The sequence below is a fragment of the Tepidiphilus thermophilus genome, from assembly GCF_001418245.1.
In the GTDB taxonomy this organism is placed as follows: Bacteria; Pseudomonadota; Gammaproteobacteria; order Burkholderiales; family Rhodocyclaceae; genus Tepidiphilus; species Tepidiphilus succinatimandens.
The window spans coordinates 21,717-41,046 of sequence record NZ_LIPU01000012.1; the positions used below are offsets into that span (position 1 = coordinate 21,717).

A 19,330-nucleotide genomic window follows, 5' to 3' on the forward strand; every position below is an offset into this window, starting at 1 on the left:
GCATCGTCGGTCATGAAATCAGAGAGCGAATTCCTGGAGGTCGACGGCGAAGTCGTGGAAGTGCGGCGTAAGCCCATCCGCCACTGGCATCTTCGTGTCATGCCACCCGACGGGCGTCTGCGCGTGTCCATTCCCCTGCATGCCGATGGGGACGCGGTATCGGCCTGGATACGAGGAAAATCGGCCTGGGTGCAAAAACAGCGATCGCGCTTGCGCCGTGAACCTCCGGATCGGGTCTGGCTCTTCGGGGTTCCCTATCCCTTGAAAATATCTCCGGACACAGGGGAGGCAGTGGTCCTTTTCGGCGAAGGGGAAGGATTTCTCGTGCGCGGTGTCCGGAGCCTGGACGAAGGGTGGAGGCTCCTGCGCGCCTGGCAGGGAGAGCGCCTCGCGCGATGCCTCGCGGAAATGCTACCCCACTGGCAGGAGCGAATGCACGCACCTTCCGTTCGTTGGCGCATCCGTCCCTGCAAATCCATCTGGGGCAGTTGTACCCGGGCCACGGGACGTTTGACGTTCAACCTCTATCTGGCCGAGCGCTCGCCCGATCTCATCGAATACGTGGTCGTCCATGAGCTCGCCCATCTGTTCCATGCACACCACGGCCCGGCGTTCTGGGCCATGGTGGCGCGCTACCTGCCGGATTGGCAACAGCGGCGCAGTGCGCTCAGACGGCCACTGGGCTGAATCTTCGGCCGGTCAGCCTTGGCCCTGCTGATCCACGATGGGCACGAGCAAAATCTCCACCCGGCGGTTCTTCGCCCGGCCCTCGGGAGTGCGGTTGTCGGCGATGGGACGGGTGGCGCCGAAGCCCACGGTCTGGATGCGGTTGGCCGGCACGCCGCGCTGGATGAGGTAGCTCGCCACCGCCTGAGCGCGGTTCTCCGACAGCGTCTGGTTGAAGGCCGCCGAACCGGTGGAGTCGGTGTGCCCCTCGATGCGCACGATGGTGTTGGGATACTGCTGCAGGCTCTGGGCGAGCTGGTCGAGTACGCTCATGAACTGCGGCTGCAGGGTGGCGCTGCCCGTTTGGAAGGTGATGGCCTCGGGCGCCTGCAGGCGGATGGTGTCGCCCTGGCGGTGGACCTCCACGCCGCTGCTCGCCATCTGGCGGCGCAGTTCGGCTTCCTGCTGGTCCATCTGGCGGCCGATGAGTCCGCCCACGGTGGCGCCCACCGCGGCGCCGATCAGCGTTCCCCCGGTTTTGGCGTTGTCGCTGGCCACGACCCGGCCGAGCACGCCGCCCGCCACCGCACCGATGGTGGCACCGGTGGCAGTCTTCGCATTCTCGCCGCGGTAGGGGTTTTCGGCGCAGGCGGCGAGCAGTGCCGTGGCGCCGAGAATGAGGAGGGGAAATCTCGTCTTCTTCATGGCAGTCCGTTCCATGGGGATCGTTTCATCGTTTTCCATTATGGCATCTCGCCGCCGGTTTGGGGTAACGAAGGCTTTCGCCGTTTCGGCGGGTAGAGACGGCAGAAGCGCAATTCTTCACCGTAAGGGAAGAAGTCCTCGACCATGCCGGCGCGGATGCGACGCTGCACCTCCTGCCAGAATTGGGGCGTGAGCAGGTCGCGATGGTATTTGAGGAAGGCTTTGCGGATGCGCGGATCGCCCAGCAGGAAAGTGGCGAACTCTTCGGGAAAGACGTCGAGCGGCCCGGCGCTGTACCAGGCTTCGCCCGAGAACTCCATCTCGGGGTAGGGCGCTGGCGGGATGGCGCGGAAATTGACGTCGGTCATGTACTCGATCTCGTCGTAGTCATAGAACACCACCCGGCCGTAGCGCGTCACCCCGAAGTTCTTCCACAGCATGTCGCCGGGGAAGATGTTGGCGATGGCCATCTCGCGGATGGCGTTGCCGTATTCGCGCACTGCGTGTTCGAGCGTTTCGTCGTCGGCGTTTTCCAGATAGAGGTTGAGCGGGGTCATGCGCCGTTCGATGTAGAGGTGCTTGATGACGATCTGGTCGCCCTCGATTTCGAAGGAAGAAGCGGCCACCGCACGCAGCTCTTCGAGCAGCTCCGGCGAGAAACGCGCCAGCGGCAGGGCCACCTGGGAGAATTCCAGGGTGTCGGCCATGCGCCCGACCCGGTCGACGCGCTTGACCATGAGGTATTTCTGCCGCACCGTTTCGCGGTCGATGTTCTTGCTGCTGCCGAAGACGTCCTTGATGATCTTGAAGACGTAAGGAAAGGAAGGCAGGGTGAAGACGAGCATCACCATGCCCTTGATGCCGGGGGCGATGATGAAATGGTCGTTGGAGTGGCGCAAATGGGCGATGAGATCCCGGAAGAACATGGTCTTGCCCTGCTTGCCCAGCCCCAGCATGGTATAGAGCTCGGAGCGCGGCTTGTTGGGCAGGATAGAGCGCAGGAAATTGACGTAGCCAGAGGGCACTTCCATGTCGACGAGAAAGTAGGCCCGCGACAGCGAAAAGAGCACCGAGATGCGCCAGGCTTCGAGCAGGAGGGCATCGACCACCAGCATGCCCGAGTCGCCGTGGCGCACCGCCACCGCGAAGGGATACTCCTGGTGGCCGTTGATCGCCTTGCCAATCACGTAGGCGGTCTTGTTGCGATAGAAGGCGGAATAGAGTACCTGGATCTGGGCATTGACTTCCGGCGCCGGCCAGCGCCCGCCCAGGTGGCGCTTGACGGTGCGCAGGATGTAGAGCACGTCGCGATCCAGATCCTCGAACGGTCGCTGCCAGTCGAAGTCTTCGAGGATGCGCCGGATGGTGCGCCGCAGCCCCTCTTCCTTGGGATAGTAGCTGGTATAGACCGGAGGGAAGGACTCGATGTACTCGGTGGAGATCGCCGGACGGGCGAAGATGTACTGGTTGTTGAAGTAGCTGCGGTGCAGGATCTTGGTCGTCACCGAGTTGAAGAAGGTCTCGGCGAGTTCCGGTTGTTTGTGTTCGAGCAGATGACCGATGTAGTAGAGCTTCACCTGCTGCCAGGTCGCGTCGTCGAGGTGAGCGACGTCGAATTCGCGGCGCAGGCGTTCGACCGTCTCCTCGACGCGCTGGTCGTAGAATTCCACCCGCTCGCGCACCGCCTCGAGCAGCTTGGGCCAGTCGCCGGCCTCGAACAGCTCTTTGGCGCGGCTGGACGTTTCGCGGAAGATGCGGTAGTGGCGGTCGAACCCTTCGATCATCACGCGGGCCATCGCCTCGGCGATGCGCTCGGACGGCAGGGATGGGGACATCGTGTTTCCGCTCCGTGGCTCCTCGTGCTCATGAGGAAAATGATACAACGGCGCCGTTGCGTCGCGCGCTTTCGGATCGTGGGACTTTATTGGATAATACGAAATGGCGGCGCGCGAAGGCGCCAAACGGCTCGGGGCGGCGGTTGCGGCAGGGCGGCGGCCGGTGCACGACCCCGAAATGATGACATCAGGGAGAAGAACCGTGAGCTATTCCAAGATCAAGGTACCTGCGGGCGGCCAGAAAATCGTATTGGGTCAGCCGATCCCCGACGATCCCATCGTACCCTACATCGAAGGCGACGGCATCGGCGTCGACATCACGCCGGTGATGATCGAGGTGATCGACGCGGCGGTGGCCAAGGCCTACGGCGGCAAGCGCAAGATCCACTGGATGGAAGTCTACGCCGGCGAGAAAGCCACCCGCGTCTACGGTCCCGACCAGTGGCTGCCCGAAGAGACGCTCGCGGCGCTCAAGGAATTCGCCGTGTCCATCAAGGGGCCGATGACCACGCCGGTGGGCGGCGGCATCCGCTCGCTCAACGTGGCGCTGCGCCAGGAGATGGACCTCTATCAGTGCATCCGCCCCGTGCGCTACTTCAATGGCGTGCCCTCGCCGGTGAAGCGCCCCGAGCTCGTCGACATGGTGATCTTCCGTGAGAACACGGAAGACATCTACGCCGGCATCGAATGGCCGGCGCAGTCCGAAGGCGCGCGCAAGGTGATCGACTTCCTGCAAAAGGAAATGGGCGTGAAGAAGATCCGTTTCCCCGAAACCTCGGGAATCGGCATCAAGCCCGTGTCGATCGAGGGCACCACGCGCCTGGTGCGCGCGGCGATCCAGTACGCCATCGACAACGACCGCAAGTCGGTGACGCTGGTGCACAAGGGCAACATCATGAAGTTCACCGAAGGGCTCTTCCGCGACGTGGGCTACCGCGTGGCGCAGGAGCAGTTCGGCGCCCAGCCCATTGACGGCGGCCCGTGGTCCAAGTTCACCAATCCGAAGACGGGGCGCGAGATCGTGGTCAAGGACGCGATCGCCGACGCTTTCCTGCAGCAGATCCTGCTGCGCCCGGCCGAGTACGACGTGATCGCCACGCTCAACCTCAACGGCGACTACATCTCGGACGCACTGGCAGCCCAGGTGGGCGGCATCGGCATCGCCCCGGGGGCGAACGTCGGCGACAAATACGCCGTGTTCGAGGCCACGCACGGCACGGCGCCGAAGTACGCCGGGCTCGACAAGGTGAACCCCGGCTCGCTCATCCTCTCGGCCGAGATGATGCTGCGTTTCTTCGACTGGAAAGAGGCGGCCGATCTGGTCATCAAGGCGATGGAGCGCACCATCCAGGACAAGATCGTCACTTACGACTTTGCTCGCCTGATGGAAGGGGCGACCGAAGTGAGCTGCTCTGGCTTCGGCAAGGCGATGATCGAGCGCATGTGATTCGCCCCGTTGCCGTTGCGCTACGACGAAACCCGCCGCGAGGCGGGTTTTTTCATGGGATTCGATCGTCGAGCCGGCGCGCCTGGCGCTCCCAACGATTGATCGCTATGGCATAGACCGTGGCAATGACCGTAAAGAGCAAAGGGGAGGCCGTCGACAGCAGCAGAAAACCCAAGGGTACGCCACCCACGGAGATCGTATTGAGCGCTTCGGCGTACCAGGCGGCGCCGAGATTGAAGGCGAACCACAAGAGCAGCAAGGCAAAGGTGAGCCGGCGCGTGCGTCGCCAGTACCAGAGGACGAGCTCTTCCTGATCGTCGGGGGAAGAGGGGGTCGGCATCATTGGGCCTGTAGCCTCGTGCTGCTGCGCACGTACCACACGGTAGCCAAGGGCGCGATGAGCCCAATGGCGATCACGGCAGTGAGCAGCATACCGAGCTGGGAATAGTCGGCCGGCACGAGCACCGTGCCGTCGGGGGCGCGCACCTCGCGCGTGACCACGAAGATCGTGTTGAGGTACTTCGTGCCCAGCTCGGCGGCCGACAACGCCAGATTGGTGAAGGAAGCCATCACGGCGAAAAACGTGGCCTTGAGGTGTGGCGGCGCCGAGTGCGCGATCCAGGCGAGCATGGGCACCATCGACACTTGTCCCAGCGGCGATTCGACGGCGGTATTGACCAGGGCAATGAAGCGCGCGTCGATCACGCCGTGGGTCATCCGGCTGGTCCACTCGTGCAGGCCGTGATACATCCCCAGGTAGGGCAGCGAGAGCAGCGATCCGATCACCGACAGGATCACCACGATGTCGAGAATGGAGCGCTCGGCCATGAAGCGGCGGAAGATGAAGAGCCCCGCCAAGGTGAGCACCGAGCCGATCAGGGAAAGCCTGGCAAGGAAGGATTGGTCGAAGCCGAGCACGTCGATCATCCACCAGGTGAGCCCCGGACCGGCGGTGGGCGTGGCGCGGAAGACGAAGATCACCAGCGCCGTGCCGGCGAGGGTACGCCGCGCCAAGGGCGTGAGTTCGTTCATGAGGCGGCGCATCAAAAAGAGGATCACCGCCATCGAACCGACGAAGATCACCTCTTGGTTGCCGGGAAAATCCAGCAGCCCCATCGTCACGGTGAAGGCGACGAAAAAGAGGCTCCCCCACAGCAGTGGCCAGTTGGGCGCCGGAGCTTCCACGCTGGCTTCGTTCCACAGGGCCGGGTCGAGGCCGCGCCGCAGGTGGCGGCGCCGCGCCTGCCGGCGCATCCAGGCCGCCATGAGCACGCCGGAGACCGACACGAGAGGGATGACGAGCGCCAGCGCATACACCCGCGCATAGAGCGGGGCTTTCTGTGCCGCCGTGAGCTGCTCGGTGCCCGAGAAAACGAGCACATTGGCGAGCGACACCAGCACCCCGCCGCCAAGGATCGCGATGCGCCCCAGCGTCTGCAGCGTGGTGTGCATGAGCTTGATCTGCGCCTCGGGCAGTGGCTCGCCGCGCTCGTCGCGCGTGGGCACCGCCTCCACCGTCATCGCGTCGGCCACCACGTCCTGCAAGACGTAGCCGAGCGGTGCGAGTAGCGTCGAGAGCACATACCAGTAGGAAACGGGCCACAACGCCGCCATGGCCTCCCGGTCGGTGGTGAGCCCGATCATGATGAGAAGGCTCGCGGCGATCAGGGCGGCGCCCAGCCAGACGAAGAGCGCCTTGCGGCGCCAGAAGAGATCGACCAGATGCCCCAAGGGCATTTTCAGCGCCCAGGGGATGCCGGCCCAGAAACCGAGCGCGGCGAGAAAGGCCGCCGAGAGGTCGAGGTATTCCTTGACGAAGAAGGTACCGGCGATGCCGGTGAGCCCCGAGATGCCCGCCGCCATGTAGATCATGAGCGGCGGCAGGAAGCTCCAGCGCCATTCCTTGGCCAGTTCCAGCACGTCGTCCCGCCACCAGCGGCGCAGGGCAAGCATCAGGCGCAAGGGCAACGCGGGACGCATCGTCATGCCGCATCATCCTTTGGTGCGAGAAGCGCATGCCGCCCCGCACGGCAGCGGGGCGGGTCCAGGTCGGTGCGATGCTTCCGCGGGAAGAAACGCACCGTGGCCAGGCTCAGGGCAGCTCTTCGTAGAGGGGCAGTGTGAGGAATTCGGTGAATTCCTCGCTGAGTGCCATCTTCTCGAAGATCTTCGCCGCCTTGTCGTAGTTGGCGGTGTCTTCGCCCTGCGCAGAGACTTCTGCCTTGACTTTGGCGAGCTCTTCGGGGATGAGGGTACGCACCAGCTCCGCCGTCACCTTGCGCCCGTCGTCCAGCACGCCTTTGGGGCTGTAGATCCACTGCCAGACCTGGGCGCGGGCGATCTCGGCGGTGGCGGCGTCTTCCATCAGGTTGTGGATTGCCACCGCGCCGTTGCCGCCCAGCCAAGCGCCCAGATAATGGATGGCTACGTTGATGTTGTTGCGTAGCCCCCCTTCGGTGATGGGCTTTTCCGGCTGGAAGTTGAGGAAGTCGCGCGCGGTGAAGGTCTCGTCGCGCTGCTTGTCCCACTGGTTGGGCCGATCGCCCAGCACGGCCTTGAATTCCTCCATGGCCACCTCGACCAGGCCCGGGTGGGCCACCCAGCCGCCGTCGAAACCGTCGTTGGCGTCGCGCCGCTTGTCGTGGCGCACGCCGGCGAGCGCCCGTTCGTTCGCTTCCGGGTCGTTCTTGATCGGGATGAGCGCGCTCATGCCGCCGATGGCCGGCGCGCCGCGCTTGTGGCAGGCTTTGACGAGCGCGAGCGCATAGGCGCGCATGAAGGGGACTTCCATGGTGATGCGGGCGCGGTCGGCCAGGCAGAAGTCCTTGTCCTTACGGAACTTCTTGATGCAGGAGAAGATGTAATCCCAGCGCCCGGCGTTGAGCCCGGCGGAGTGGTCGCGCAGCTCGTAGAGGATCTCTTCCATCTCGAAGGTGGCGAGGATCGTCTCGATGAGCACCGTGGCCTTGATGGTGCCGCGTGGCAGCCCCAGTTCGTCCTGGGCGAAGCAGAAGACGTCGTTCCACAGGCGCGCTTCGAGATGGCTCTCGAGCTTGGGCAGGTAGTAGAAGGGGCCTTGGCCGCGCGCGAGCTGCTCTTTGGCGTTGTGGTAGAAGGCGAGGCCAAAGTCGAAGAGCGAGCCGGAGAGGCGCTGTCCGTCAACGGTGACGTGTTTTTCGTCGAGATGCCAGCCGCGCGGACGGATCTGCAGCACGGCGATCTGGTCGGCGAGCTTGTATTCCTTGCCGTTTTCGGCCACGAAGTCGATTTTGCGGCGAATGGCGTCGTAGACGTTGATCTGCCCCTGCACCTGGTTGAACCAGTTGGGGCTGTTGGAATCCTCGAAGTCGGTCATGTAGCTGTCCGCCCCCGAGTTGAAGGCGTTGATGACCATCTTGCGGTCCGCCGCCGGGCCGGTGATTTCGGCGCGACGGCATTCGAGCGCCTTGGGTAGCGGCGCGATCTTCCAGTCGCCCTCGCGCACGGCGCGCGTCTCGGGCAGGAAGTCGGGTTTTTCGCCGGCGTCGATGCGCGCCTGGCGTTCTTGCCGTGCGCGCAGCAGCTCCTGGCGGCGGGGTTCGAAGCGGCGGTGCAGTTTGGCGACGAACTCGAGCGCGCCAGGGGTGAGGATTTCGTCGAAACGCGGGTGCAGCGGCGCGTGCAGTTGCACGCCTTGGGGCAAGGCGATGGTCATGGGGTTTCCCTCTCTTCTCGATCAAAAAAAGAAATAATAAAGCGTGAGTGCCGTTCCCACCAAGAGGATGAAGCGGCGCAGCCAAATGGCCGGCAGGCGGCGCGCCACGTATCCGGCCAGATATCCCCCCACGGCGGCGGCGAGCAAGACCACCAGCGTGTGCGGCCAGCTCACCGCGCCGCCCAGGGTGAAGGTGAGGGCGGCCACGCTGTAGATCACCGCCGAGAGCCAGTTCTTCAGCGCGTTGATCTCGTTGAGGTCCTCGATGCCCTGCATGGCGATGGCGGCGATCATCACGATGCCCATGCCGGCGCCGAAAAAACCGCCATAGACCGACACCAGCAGCTGGAAGAGCGTGCCGCCCCAGCCCAGCGCCTGGCGCGGCCCGGCGCGGCGACGCGCTTCCAGCCAGCGGTTGATGCGCGGCGCAAGCGCGAAGAGGAGCGTGGCCGTGAGCAGCAACCAGGGAACGAGGCGGGCGAAGAGGGCGTTGCTCGTCACCAGCAGCAAGCCACCGCCCAGTGCGCCGCCGACGAAGGCGGCGAGCGTCAGGCGCGGCAGGTGCTGGCGGTAGCGGGCGAGCTCGCGGCGATAGGCCCAGGCGCTCGCCAGGCTCGCCGGCCACAGGGCCACCGAGTTGCTCGCGTTGGCAGTGACCGGTGGCAGGCCAATGGCGAGCAGCGCCGGAAAGGAGAGGAAGGTGCCGCCGCCAGCGATCGCGTTCATCGCGCCGGCGCCAAACCCGCCCAGTGCGAGCAGGATCCAGTCGCTTGCCGTCATCTTTCCCTCCGCTCGATTGGATGCGAAGGATTCTAGCCGGGAGTGGCTGTTTGGTGCGTTTTTTCCGGAGGGCGGGAAGGGGCGTCGGCCGGGTTCCAGTCACGGGGGAATCGCTCCAGCCAGGGGCGCAGCTGAAGGTCTTCCTTGATGATGTGGTCGATGAGCCAGGAGCGCAGCAGCGAGAGCAGGTCGCGTCGGGTGTCGTCGTCTAGGGCATCGAGCGTGGTGCGATCGACCGGCTGGGCGAGGATGCGACCGGTGAGGTCTTGCAGCTGCCGTTTGAGCGTTTCGTGCGCGCGGTGATGCTCGCCGAGGTGAGGGTAGCCTGCTGCCCGTTGGATTGCCTCTTCGCGCGTGAAGTGCTCCTCGGTGTAGCGGGCGAGTTCGTCGAGCGCGACGGTGAGCTGGGCGAGCGAGGCGCGCCTGAGGATCAGCGACTGGATGCGGTCGACGAGCTCGATCAGCCAGCGGTGGTCGCGGTCGATGGCGTCGTTGTGCACCGAGAGCGCCTCGCGCCATTGAAGCTGGAACGCAGGCTCGGGTCGGGGATCCATGGCGGGCGAATTCATGGCGGTCGCTTGCAGCGCAATAAAGAGCGGATTATAGTGATCCAATTCACGTTTGGGGAATGTGCTATGCCGCCTTCTGCCGATCGTTTCGATAGCTGCCCTCTATGCCTTGGGAAAGCGGAAGACGTCCTGTGGCGCGACGCGCGCTGCCGCATCATCGACGCTCGCCACGCCGACTACCCTGGCTACCTGCGCGTGATCTGGGAAGCGCACGTCGCCGAGATGACGGACCTGGGCGCGGCCGACTGCGCGCACCTGTGGCAAGTGGTGCTCGGTGCGGAGCGCGTGCTGCGCCGTCTCATGAGCCCGGACAAGGTGAACCTCGCCAGTCTGGGCAACATGGTGCCGCACCTGCACTGGCACGTGATTCCGCGCTATCGCGACGACGCGCACTTTCCCGATGCCATCTGGGCCCCGCCGCGCCGTCGCGGTTCGTCGCCGCACGCCGTGATCCTTCCCTCGGCGACGCTTGCCGCCGCGCTGCGGGCAGAGTTGGGCGGCAGCGGAGCGACGGCATTCGCCTGAACTTGCGGTAGAATCGCCTGCGCCGGCGCGCAAGGCGCTGGTGCACGGAGGCGTGGCCGAGCGGTTGAAGGCAGCGGTCTTGAAAACCGCCAGGGGTTTGCGCCCCTCGTGAGTTCGAATCTCACCGCCTCCGCCATTTTTCTTTGTTTTTCAATACCTTCAATACAGATCGTCATTTTCCTGCTTCGATCAGGATGATGTCGATGTCCATCACGTTCGTCCCGGTCGGCCCGGGACGGAAGTGGCTGCAGTCCCCGGTGAGGGCATCGAACGTGGCGAAAAACGTATAGGAATCGCAGCGCGCGAGAAAATCGTCGGGGTCGAGCCCCAGCGCGCGGGCGCGGGCGATGGTGTCGCCATCGACATAGGCGCCGGCAGCGTCGGTGGGACCATCGGTGCCGTCGGTGCCGGCGGCAAGGAGCGAGATGCGGGGATGGCCCGAGACCTCCCGCGCGAAGGCGAGCGCCAGGTGCTGGTTGCGTCCGCCCTTGCCGTTACCGAGCACCTGCACCGTGGTCTCGCCGCCTGCGAGCAGGCAGCGCCGTTCCTTCGTCGATCGTTCCTCGTTCAGTGCAATGTGCGCCAGATGGTGGGCAGCGGCGACGGCATCGCCTTGCAGCGTCTCGGTGAGAAGGGTGCTGCGATAGCCCAGGCGCTGCGCTGTCGCTTGCGCCGCGATCAGCGCCTCGTGCAGGTTCCCGATTACCGCCGTGTGGCTGCGGGCGAGCCGGGGATCGCCCGGTTTGGGTGACTCGGGAATTTCTCCTCTCAGGCCGCGGCGCAGGTGTGCCGCCACGCGCGACGGAACGCGTGCTTGCAGGCCATGGCGCTCGAGGATGGACCAGGCTTCGGCATGGGTGGAAGGATCCGCGACCGTCGGGCCAGAGGCGATGACTTCCAGCGGATCGCCGATCACGTCCGAGAGCACGAGCGTGAGGAGGGTGGCCGGATGGGCGGCCACGGCGAGCCGTCCACCCTTGACGGCCGAGAGGTGTTTGCGCACCGTGTTGAGTTCGCGGACGTCGGCGCCGGCGGCGAGCAGCAAGGCGGTGGTTTCTTGGATGTCTGCCAGCGTCAGGCCGGGCAGAGGGTGCTCGAGCAGGGCCGAAGCACCACCGGTGAGCAGGCACAGCACCAAAGTACGTTCGTCGGCCTCCTCCAGCAATTGCAGGATGCGGGCGGTCGCGGCGAGGCCGGCCGCGTCGGGGACGGGGTGCGCCGCTTCGGCGAGCTCGATCGTGCGCAGAGGAGCGGCATGGCCGTACTTGACGACGACGAGGCCGGCGGTGAGCCGATCGCCGAGCAAGTCCTCCGCCGCCTGGGCCATGGTCGCCGCTCCTTTCCCCGCCCCGACGACGAGGAGGCGCTCGAAGCGTTCGAGCGCGTAGGATGTGCCGTCATTGAGCAGCAGGCGGTCGGCGTCGCGCCGCACGGCCCGCCGCAGCGCCGCGCCGGGGGCGACGGCGGCGATGGCGGCGCGGAAAATTGTTTCGTGCGGACGAACCTTGGGCACAGGGTTTTACCAAATCACCATGGCTGTGAAAGGCGGCACGTAGGCCTGCAGCGTCACGAAGATCCCCATCAGGCAGGCGAGGGCGATCGAATGGAAGAAGACGTAGCGCAGGATGTCGCCTTCGTGGTGGAACCAGCGCGTGGCGGTGGAGGCGACGACGATGGACTGGGCGTCGATCATCTTGCCCATCACGCCGCCGGAGCTGTTCGCCGCACCCATCAAGTTCGGCGACAGACCCAGCTGTTCGGCCGCCACCTTTTGCATGCCGCCGAAGAGCACGTTGGAGGCGGTGTCCGAGCCGGTGAGCGCCACGCCGAGCCAGCCCATCAGAGTGCCGAAGAAAGGATAGAACATGCCCGTGGTGGCGAAGGCCAGCCCCAGCGTGGTATCCAGTCCCGAGTAGCGCGTCAGCGTGCCGAGCGCGAGCATCAGCACGATGGTGAGCAGCGAGTAGCGCACGAGCCACAGCGTCCGGCCATAGGATTTGAAGAGGGCGGGCAGGCGATAGCCCATCACCAATCCGCCGATGATCGCGGCGACGAAAATGGCGGTGCCGGTCATCGACAGCACGCTGAAGACGAACTCGGCCGACTCCGGCGTGGGCTGGGGAACCACCGGCGGCACCTTTTCCACCATTTTATGCAGGCCTTCGATGACGAACTTGGGTGCCCACAGGGAATTGAGCCAATTTTTGACTGCCGGAAGACCCCAGACGAAGACCGAGACGGTGAGGATGACCCAAGGCGTCCAGGCCTTGATCACCTCGGCGCGCGGTGGGCGGGCGATCGGCGTGGCGGGTGGCGGCGTACCACCGTCGTCTTCGTGGCCGACGATGGAGGCCGAAGTCCAGAGGCGGCGCGGTTGCCACACTTTCAAGAAAGCCACCAGCGCGGCCATGGAGCAGAGGGCGGCGATCACGTCGACCAGCTCCGGGCCGATGAAATTCGACACGAGGAATTGGGGAATCGCGAAACTCACCCCCGTCACCAGGATCGCCGGCCACACTTCCTTCATGCCGCGCCAGCCGGCGAAGGCCCAGATGAGCCAGAAGGGCACGAGCACGGAGAAAAACGGCAGCTGCCGACCGACCATGGCACTGATCTCGTACACATCGTAGCCGTGGACCTTGGCGAGCGTGATGATGGGGGTGCCGAGCGCGCCGTAGGCGACCGGCGCCGTGTTGGCAATCAGGCTCAGGCCCGAGGCGGCGAGCGGCGAAAAGCCAAGGCCGATCAGGAGCGCCGCCGTGACCGCCACGGGCGTGCCGAAACCCGCCGCGCCTTCGAAGAACGCCCCGAAGGCGAAGGCGATGAGCAGGAGCTGAAGCCGTCGGTCCTCCGTGATGCCGGCGATCGATTCCTGCAGCACGCGGAAGCTGCCATTCTGCGTCGTGAGCTGGTGCAGGAAGATCACGTTGAGTACGATCCAGCCGATGGGGAAGAGCCCAGTGAGCGCGCCGAGGAAGGCGGCCTTGGTCGCCATCGGCGTGGGCATGCCAAACGCGACGATGGCGATGGCGAGCGCCGCGATCAACCCCAATCCCGCTGCGATATGGGCGCGCAATCGGACGATGCCCAGCCCGATCAGCAGGACCGCCACGGGGATGGCGGCGATGAGGGTGGACACGATCATGTTTCCGAATGGGTCATAGACTTGCTGCCAGGTCATGTCTCGTCTCCTCTCTTGGTGTGGTTATTGGCGGTCGATTGTCGTCGGCGCCGTTTCATTGTACCCTAATCGAAATATTGTATCGTTTGATAAAAAGTGGAGGAGGGATGCAACGACGTCGTTTCATCCAGGGAACCGGCTTGGCCGGAATCCTTTTTTCCGGGATGGCTCCGGCCGTGGTAATGGCCCAGCGCAACGTGCGCTGGCGCCTGGCCTCGAGCTATCCGCGTTCGCTCGACACGCTCTTCGGCGTGAGCGAGGATTTTGCGCGCAACGTCGCCGACCTGACCGACGGTGCCTTTCAGATCGACATTTCGGCCGGAGGGGAGATCGTTCCGGCGCTGAGTGTGTTCGATGCGGTGCAAAACGGCACGGTGGAGATGGCGCACGCCATCACCTTTTATTTCATCGGCAAGAATGAGGCCTTCGCCTTCGACGCGATCCTGCCTTTCGGCATGAACGCCCGGATGATGAATGCCTGGATGTACGATGGTGGGGGATTGCAGCTCCTGCGCGAGATCTATGCCCGTTACGGCATCGTCAATTTCCCCCTAGGCAATACCGGAGCGCAGTGGGGCGGGTGGTATCGCAAGGAGATCCGCTCGGTCGATGATTTGAAGGGCCTGAAGATGCGCATGGGCAACATGGCCGGCCACGTGCTCGGCAAGCTCGGGGCGGTGTCCCAGGCCATTCCCGGCGGCGAGGTCTATCAGGCGCTGGAGAAAGGGACGATCGACGCAGTGGAATGGAGCTCGCCCTACGACGACCAGAAGCTGGGTTTTCATCGCGTCGCTCCCTACGGCTATTATCCGGCATGGTGGGAGGGCAGCGCCCAGGTGACCTTGCTCGTCAATGCCAAGGCGTACGAATCCTTGCCCAAAGCCTATCAGGAAGCGATCCGCATCGCCGCCACCGACGCGCACACCCGCATGCTCGCCAAGTACGATGCACGCAATCCCGAGGCGCTGCGCCGCCTCATCGCCGAGGGGGCCAAGATCCAGCGCATGCCCAAGGAGGTAATGGACGCGGCCTTCAAGGCGAGCCGCGAGGTCTTTGCCGAGTTCGAGGCGAAGAGCGAGGATTTCCGCCGCTTGAACGCGCAATACCAGAAGTTCCTGCGCGACGAATACGCCTGGTTCCGCCTCTCGGAGCTGAGCTACGACCAATACATGGCCGGTTTGCCGCTGTGAGCGCCCAGTGCGCTCGCTCTGAGCGACCCTTCCCGAGGACGAAACGATGGACGTCTCACCCCGCGATTTGCCTTTGGCGGCCGAGCTGCCGCCGACTTTGGTCGAGGAGTTGACCCTGCTGCTCGGCGAGCGTTTCACCCAGTCGCCCGGCGTGTGTGCGCACCACGGGCACGACGAATCGCACTTCCCCGACCGGCCGCCGCAGGCGGTGGCTTTCGTCGAGAGCAGGGAAGAGATTGCCGCCCTGCTGCGCGCCTGCTCGGCGCACCGCGTACCGGTCATCCCCTTCGGCGCGGGCTCTTCGCTCGAGGGGCACGTCCTGGCCGTCCACGGGGGGATTGCCCTCGACTGCACCCGCATGGATCGCATCCTCGAAATCGAGCCGGCAGACATGCTCGCGGTGGTGCAGCCAGGGGTGACGCGCAAGCAGTTGAACAACGCCTTGCGCGGTACGGGACTCTTCTTTCCCATCGACCCAGGGGCGGACGCCTCGATCGGCGGGATGACGGCCACGCGCGCCTCGGGCACCAACGCGGTGCGCTACGGCACCATGCGCGAGAATGTGCTGGCGCTCGAGGTGGTGCTCGCCGACGGGCGAATCCTGCGCACGGGCACGCGGGCGAAGAAATCCTCCGCCGGCTATGATCTGACGCGGCTCTTCGTCGGTTCGGAGGGGACGCTGGGGGTTTTCAGCGAGGTCACGGTGCGCTTGCATCCGCTGCCGGAGGAGATGGCCGCGGCGGTGGTGCGTTTCCCTTCGATGCAGGCGGCGGTGGAAACGGTGATCCGCACCATCCAGAGCGGCGTGCCCGTCGGGCGCGTCGAATTCCTCGACGAGGTCTCGATCCACGCCATCAACCGTTACAGCAAGACCGACCTTGCCGAGGCGCCCACGCTCTTCTTCGAGTTCCATGGCTCACCGAGCGCGCTCGAGGAGCAGGTGGCGCTCGTCCAAGAGCTCGCGCGCGAACACGGTGCCGAGGACTTCGCCTGGGCAAGCCGCCCGGAGGATCGCTCCCGCTTGTGGGAGGCACGGCATCAAGCTTACTTCGCCTGCATCAACCTGCGTCCAGGCTGCCGCGGCATCACCACCGATTCCTGCGTGCCGATCTCCAAGCTGGCCGAGGCGGTGCTGCGGGCGCGAGCGGCGATCGATGCTTCCGGCCTGATCGCCCCCATCCTGGGGCACGTGGGCGACGGCAATTTCCACACGGTGATCCTGATCGATCCGGAAGACGAGGCCGAACTTGCGCGCGCCGAGGCCCTGAGCGCCGAACTCGTGGCGATCGCCCAGTCGCTGGGTGGAACCTGCAGCGGCGAGCACGGCGTGGGCATGGGCAAGCGCGAGTTCGTCGCGCACGAGGCGGGCGAGGTGGGCGTGGCGCTGATGCGCTCGATCAAGGCTGCGCTCGACCCGAAAGGAATCCTCAACCCGGGCAAACTCGTACCGTGAGCCAGCGGCTTTCAAGCTGGCGGTGATCGGTTGTCTTATAATTTATCTTTTTTACGAAGGGGCGGTGCGATGCAGGCTTGGCTGAGGCTGTCGCGCGGCATCGACGCGCTCAACCGGTTCTTCGGGCGAATTGCGATCTGGTTCATCTTCGCCGCCACCGTGTTGAGCGCCGGCAATGCCATCGTGAGAAAACTCCTGAACGTAGGCTCGAACGCCTGGCTCGAGGCGCAGTGGTATCTCTACGCGGCGGCCTTCATGCTGGCGGCGGCGCTCACGCTGCGCAACAACGAGCACGTGCGCATCGACATCCTGATCTCGCGCTTCTCGCTGCGCACGCAGGCGTGGATGGATCTCTTCGGCCTGTTCTTCATGCTGCTGCCGGTGTGCGTGGGCGTGCTCTATTTCTCCATCCCTTTCTTCTGGCAGGGTTTCGTCTCCGGCGAGATGTCCTCGAATTCCGGCGGGCTCATTCGCTGGCCGGTCTACCTCACGATTCCCGTCGGTTTCACGCTTTTGTTGCTTCAGGGAATTTCCGAGGCGATCAAGCGCGTCGCCTTTCTCCGGGGCGCCTTGCCTTCGCCTTTCGTCAAGGAAAGCGATGAAACGCCGCCGGCCGGCGGCGCCGAGGGAGCACGATGATGGCCTGGCTTGCACAGAATCTCGCGCCCCTGATGTTCCTGGGGCTGGTCTTCTTTCTGCTCTACGGCTTTCCGGTGGCGTTCGCCCTTGGGGCGTGCGGCTTGTTCTTCGGCTTGATCGGCATCGAGCTCGGTCTGCTTTCGCCGGTGTTCTTCCAGGCGTTGCCGCTGCGCATCTTCGGCATCATTCAAAACGAGACGCTGCTCGCCGTGCCTTTCTTCACCTTGATGGGCCTGGTGCTCGAGCGCTCGGGCATGGCCGAGGATCTGCTCGACACCATCGGCCAGCTTTTCGGCTCGGTGCGCGGGGGGCTTGCCTTCGCCGTGATCTTCGTCGGGGCGCTGCTTGCCGCCACCACCGGCGTGGTGGCGGCTTCCGTGATTTCCATGGGGCTCATCTCGCTGCCCATCATGCTGCGCTACGGGTACGATCGCAAGCTCGCCAGCGGTGTGATCGCCGCTTCGGGCACCCTGGCACAGATCATTCCCCCTTCGCTCGTGCTGATCGTGCTCGCCGACCAGCTGGGCAAGAGCGTGGGCGATCTCTACAAAGGGGCGTTCATCCCCGCGTTTGCCCTGGTGGGGCTCTACGTGCTCTACGTGATCGGTCTGACGATCCTGCGTCCGAAAGACCTGCCGGCCCTGCCGCCGGAGGCGCGGACCATCCGCGAGAACGACGGTTCGAGCGGCACGCGTTCGGTGGCTGTGCTGGCGGCGATCGCGATCACGGTGGGCATCGTCGCCGGCCAGCACTACAATGAAATGCTCGCCTGGCTCGTCGGCGGCGAGCCCAAGGAACAGCCGGTCGACGAGACGGTGGTGGTGGCGACCACCTTCGCCGCGCTCATCGCCTTCGTGATCGCGCTCATCAACCGCGCCTTCCGTTTGGGGCTGCTCTCGCGCATGGCCGAGCGGGTCACTTTCGTGCTCATTCCGCCGCTCGCGCTTATCTTCCTCGTGCTCGGCACCATCTTTCTCGGCGTGGCCACGCCCACCGAAGGGGGGGCGATGGGGGCGGTGGGGGCGATGCTGCTTGCCTGGGCGCGCAAACGGCTCGACCGGGCGCTGCTGATTCAGGCGCTCAAAGGCACGACGACGCTTTCTTCCTTCGTCATGTTCATCCTCATCGGCTCGACGCTCTTCAACCTTACTTTCCAGGGGGTGGGCGGCAGCCATTGGGTGCAGCACCTGCTCACGCAGCTGCCCGGCGGACAGGTGGGATTCCTCATCTTCGCCGCGCTCTTCGTCTTCGTGCTCGCCTTCTTCCTCGACTATTTCGAGCTCGCCTTCATCGTCATCCCGCTGCTCGGACCGGCGGCGAGCGCCCTGGGAATCGATCTCATCTGGTTCGGCGTGCTCATCGCCATGGTGATGCAGACTTCCTTCATGCACCCGCCTTTCGGCTTTGCGCTCTTCTTCTTGCGCAGCGTGGCGCCGGCAGGCGAATACGTCGATGCGGTCACCGGCAAGAAGATCCGCGGCGTCTCCACCGCCGAGATCTACTGGGGAGCGATTCCCTTCCTCGTCCTGCAGCTGGTGATGGTGGGCTTGTTGATCGTCTTCCCGAGCCTGGTGACGATGAGTTTCTCCAAGGCGGAGAAGATCGACCTGGAAAAGATCGAGATTCCCGTCGGGGATCAGGGCTGGGGGGCCGAAGGCGCTGCGGATCCCGGGCGCGGCGCCGCGGGCGGCGAATCCAGTTGGTGATCCTGGGCGAAGCGGCGCAGCAGCGCCGCGTTGCCGGGGTGATGCCATTTGCGCTCGAGGGTCACCAGATAGTAGCGTTCGGTAATGTGGGGCAAGATGCCGAGGCAGCGCAGGGCGTCGCGCTCGCATAGCGTCGATTCGAGAATGGCCGGGGCAGGCAGGATTCCCGCCCCGTTCTCTGCCAGCGTGCGCATGAGGGCGCTGTCGTCGAATTCCCCCACGATGTGCGGTGTGACGTGGTGCTCGTCGAAGAGTTGCAGCAGCGCGAGGCGCGTTACGGCGCTCTCGCCGGGCAGCAGCAAGGGGGCGCCGCCGAGCGCCTGCGGCAGGGGCCCTGCCAGGCTAAGCCCGGGCCGGGCATAGAGGGCGAGCCGGGATTCGATCAGCAGCCGGCATTGCAGTTTGTTGCCGAGCTGCGCGGGGGGCGGCCCGTCGGTGATGAGGGCGTCGAGCCGCCCGAGCATGAGTTCGCTCAGTAGCCGTGGCAAAGGGTCTTCGATCACGCTCAGGCGCAGTCTCGGCTGGTGTTCGAGCACCGGCTCGAGCAGCAGGGCGGCGAGCGACTTCGGCACGATGTCGAGCAGCCCCAGACGATAGGGTAGGGTGGGCTGTTCGTCTTCGCGCGTGAGTGCCGCTTCCATTTCTTCGGCGAGCCGGAAGATCTGTTCGGCGTAGCGCAGCGCGATTCTGCCCGCCTCGGTGAGCTCGATGCCGCGCCCTTTGCGGCGCAGCAAACGGCGGCCGATCGCGCCTTCGAGCACGCCGATCTGCCCCGAGATGGTCTGGGGGGTGAGGCCGCTCGTTTCGGCGGCGCGCTGGATGCTGCCGGTGCGCCCGACGAGCCAGAAGTGGTGCAGTTGTTTGAGGTTGATCATTCGAATTCTCCGAAACGATCTGCAATGTTTTTCTGATTTTATCTGAGCATCTTTGTTCTACAATG

General features: G+C 64.9%; 17 protein-coding genes and 1 tRNA gene. 8 read left to right on the forward strand and 10 right to left on the reverse strand.

Features of this window, described 5'->3' with window-relative positions; translation table 11 throughout:
* Nucleotides 1-12: 12 nt before the first annotated feature.
* Nucleotides 13-687 (forward strand): M48 family metallopeptidase, encoded by a 675-nt coding sequence (locus ASC37_RS09025; RefSeq protein WP_055424075.1) that lies wholly within the window; start codon nucleotides 13-15, stop codon nucleotides 685-687.
* A gap of 12 nt (nucleotides 688-699) precedes the next feature.
* Here ASC37_RS09025 and ASC37_RS09030 read toward each other — a convergent pair whose 3' ends face one another.
* On the reverse strand, nucleotides 700-1,371 hold the full coding sequence (locus ASC37_RS09030) for an OmpA family protein (RefSeq protein WP_028873784.1): 672 nt from the start codon (nucleotides 1,369-1,371) through the stop codon (nucleotides 700-702).
* Nucleotides 1,372-1,409: 38 nt separating this feature from the next.
* Nucleotides 1,410-3,206 (reverse strand): bifunctional isocitrate dehydrogenase kinase/phosphatase, encoded by a 1,797-nt coding sequence (gene aceK, locus ASC37_RS09035; protein WP_055424076.1) that lies wholly within the window; start codon nucleotides 3,204-3,206, stop codon nucleotides 1,410-1,412.
* A gap of 202 nt (nucleotides 3,207-3,408) precedes the next feature.
* Here aceK and icd point away from each other — a divergent pair, with 202 nt between their 5' ends.
* Nucleotides 3,409-4,653, forward strand: a complete 1,245-nt coding sequence (icd, locus tag ASC37_RS09040) for an NADP-dependent isocitrate dehydrogenase (RefSeq protein WP_055424077.1) — start codon at nucleotides 3,409-3,411, stop codon at nucleotides 4,651-4,653.
* A 52-nt stretch (nucleotides 4,654-4,705) separates the two neighbouring features.
* On the opposite strand, the gene ASC37_RS09045 is transcribed toward icd, so the two are convergent.
* The 5 genes from ASC37_RS09045 to ASC37_RS09065 all read right to left on the reverse strand — a co-directional run bounded on the left by ASC37_RS09045 (nucleotide 4,706) and on the right by ASC37_RS09065 (nucleotide 9,681).
* Nucleotides 4,706-4,996: a DUF4212 domain-containing protein gene (locus ASC37_RS09045; protein ID WP_055424078.1), complete on the reverse strand. Its 291-nt coding sequence runs from the start codon at nucleotides 4,994-4,996 to the stop codon at nucleotides 4,706-4,708.
* A complete protein-coding gene (locus tag ASC37_RS09050; RefSeq protein ID WP_055424103.1) occupies nucleotides 4,993-6,609 on the reverse strand; it encodes an MFS transporter in 1,617 nt (538 codons plus the stop codon). The genes ASC37_RS09045 and ASC37_RS09050 overlap by 4 nt, the downstream gene beginning before the upstream one ends.
* Before the next feature lie 136 nt (nucleotides 6,610-6,745).
* Nucleotides 6,746-8,347: a malate synthase A gene (aceB, locus tag ASC37_RS09055; RefSeq protein ID WP_055424079.1), complete on the reverse strand. Its 1,602-nt coding sequence runs from the start codon at nucleotides 8,345-8,347 to the stop codon at nucleotides 6,746-6,748.
* Nucleotides 8,348-8,368: 21 nt separating this feature from the next.
* Nucleotides 8,369-9,127 (reverse strand): sulfite exporter TauE/SafE family protein, encoded by a 759-nt coding sequence (locus ASC37_RS09060; protein ID WP_055424080.1) that lies wholly within the window; start codon nucleotides 9,125-9,127, stop codon nucleotides 8,369-8,371.
* 32 nt (nucleotides 9,128-9,159) lie between these two features.
* Entirely contained in the window at nucleotides 9,160-9,681 is a 522-nt protein-coding gene (locus tag ASC37_RS09065; RefSeq protein WP_055424081.1) for a bacteriohemerythrin, read from the reverse strand.
* 81 nt (nucleotides 9,682-9,762) lie between these two features.
* Between ASC37_RS09065 and ASC37_RS09070 the strand changes: the two genes are divergently transcribed.
* Together ASC37_RS09070 and ASC37_RS09075 are read left to right on the forward strand one after the other, a co-directional pair.
* Nucleotides 9,763-10,221: an HIT family protein gene (locus ASC37_RS09070; RefSeq protein WP_055424082.1), complete on the forward strand. Its 459-nt coding sequence runs from the start codon at nucleotides 9,763-9,765 to the stop codon at nucleotides 10,219-10,221.
* 46 nt (nucleotides 10,222-10,267) lie between these two features.
* Nucleotides 10,268-10,357: transfer RNA gene (locus tag ASC37_RS09075), tRNA-Ser, on the forward strand.
* 36 nt (nucleotides 10,358-10,393) lie between these two features.
* Here the strand turns inward: ASC37_RS09075 and ASC37_RS09080 are convergent.
* Nucleotides 10,394-11,734: a glycerate kinase type-2 family protein gene (locus ASC37_RS09080; RefSeq protein WP_055424083.1), complete on the reverse strand. Its 1,341-nt coding sequence runs from the start codon at nucleotides 11,732-11,734 to the stop codon at nucleotides 10,394-10,396.
* 6 nt (nucleotides 11,735-11,740) lie between these two features.
* Nucleotides 11,741-13,402 carry an L-lactate permease gene (locus ASC37_RS09085; protein ID WP_055424084.1) on the reverse strand — a complete coding sequence of 554 codons (1,662 nt, stop codon included), beginning with the start codon at nucleotides 13,400-13,402 and terminating at the stop codon, nucleotides 11,741-11,743.
* 107 nt (nucleotides 13,403-13,509) lie between these two features.
* Between ASC37_RS09085 and ASC37_RS09090 the strand changes: the two genes are divergently transcribed.
* From ASC37_RS09090 to ASC37_RS09105, 4 genes are all read left to right on the forward strand, one after another.
* Nucleotides 13,510-14,592, forward strand: a complete 1,083-nt coding sequence (locus tag ASC37_RS09090) for a TRAP transporter substrate-binding protein (RefSeq protein ID WP_055424085.1) — start codon at nucleotides 13,510-13,512, stop codon at nucleotides 14,590-14,592.
* 46 nt (nucleotides 14,593-14,638) lie between these two features.
* Nucleotides 14,639-16,045: an FAD-binding oxidoreductase gene (locus ASC37_RS09095; RefSeq protein WP_055424086.1), complete on the forward strand. Its 1,407-nt coding sequence runs from the start codon at nucleotides 14,639-14,641 to the stop codon at nucleotides 16,043-16,045.
* A 69-nt stretch (nucleotides 16,046-16,114) separates the two neighbouring features.
* Nucleotides 16,115-16,684 (forward strand): TRAP transporter small permease subunit, encoded by a 570-nt coding sequence (locus tag ASC37_RS09100; RefSeq protein WP_055424087.1) that lies wholly within the window; start codon nucleotides 16,115-16,117, stop codon nucleotides 16,682-16,684.
* Complete coding sequence (locus ASC37_RS09105; RefSeq protein ID WP_408646111.1) at nucleotides 16,684-18,390, forward strand: TRAP transporter large permease; 1,707 nt, start codon at nucleotides 16,684-16,686, stop codon at nucleotides 18,388-18,390. Before ASC37_RS09100 ends, ASC37_RS09105 begins: the two co-directional genes overlap by 1 nt.
* Here the strand turns inward: ASC37_RS09105 and ASC37_RS09110 are convergent.
* Nucleotides 18,321-19,265, reverse strand: coding sequence for a LysR substrate-binding domain-containing protein (locus ASC37_RS09110; RefSeq protein ID WP_055424089.1), 945 nt, complete (start codon nucleotides 19,263-19,265; stop codon nucleotides 18,321-18,323). The two genes, ASC37_RS09105 and ASC37_RS09110, sit on opposite strands and share 70 nt — an antisense overlap.
* Between the last annotated feature and the right edge of the window lie 65 nt (nucleotides 19,266-19,330).

Bases quoted from the DNA above. Each gene is read 5' to 3' on its own strand.
- ASC37_RS09110 (WP_055424089.1), bottom strand. From the start codon at position 19,265: ATGATCAACCTCAAACAACTGCACCACTTCTGGCTCGTCGGGCGCACC.
- ASC37_RS09045 (WP_055424078.1), bottom strand. From the start codon at position 4,996: ATGATGCCGACCCCCTCTTCCCCCGACGATCAGGAAGAGCTCGTCCTC.
- aceK (WP_055424076.1), bottom strand. From the start codon at position 3,206: ATGTCCCCATCCCTGCCGTCCGAGCGCATCGCCGAGGCGATGGCCCGC.
- ASC37_RS09025 (WP_055424075.1), top strand. From the start codon at position 13: ATGAAATCAGAGAGCGAATTCCTGGAGGTCGACGGCGAAGTCGTGGAA.
- ASC37_RS09095 (WP_055424086.1), top strand. From the start codon at position 14,639: ATGGACGTCTCACCCCGCGATTTGCCTTTGGCGGCCGAGCTGCCGCCG.
- ASC37_RS09085 (WP_055424084.1), bottom strand. From the start codon at position 13,402: ATGACCTGGCAGCAAGTCTATGACCCATTCGGAAACATGATCGTGTCC.
- ASC37_RS09030 (WP_028873784.1), bottom strand. From the start codon at position 1,371: ATGAAGAAGACGAGATTTCCCCTCCTCATTCTCGGCGCCACGGCACTG.
- ASC37_RS09060 (WP_055424080.1), bottom strand. From the start codon at position 9,127: ATGACGGCAAGCGACTGGATCCTGCTCGCACTGGGCGGGTTTGGCGCC.
- ASC37_RS09065 (WP_055424081.1), bottom strand. From the start codon at position 9,681: ATGGATCCCCGACCCGAGCCTGCGTTCCAGCTTCAATGGCGCGAGGCG.
- ASC37_RS09070 (WP_055424082.1), top strand. From the start codon at position 9,763: ATGCCGCCTTCTGCCGATCGTTTCGATAGCTGCCCTCTATGCCTTGGG.
- ASC37_RS09090 (WP_055424085.1), top strand. From the start codon at position 13,510: ATGCAACGACGTCGTTTCATCCAGGGAACCGGCTTGGCCGGAATCCTT.
- ASC37_RS09100 (WP_055424087.1), top strand. From the start codon at position 16,115: ATGCAGGCTTGGCTGAGGCTGTCGCGCGGCATCGACGCGCTCAACCGG.
- ASC37_RS09105 (WP_408646111.1), top strand. From the start codon at position 16,684: ATGGCCTGGCTTGCACAGAATCTCGCGCCCCTGATGTTCCTGGGGCTG.
- aceB (WP_055424079.1), bottom strand. From the start codon at position 8,347: ATGACCATCGCCTTGCCCCAAGGCGTGCAACTGCACGCGCCGCTGCAC.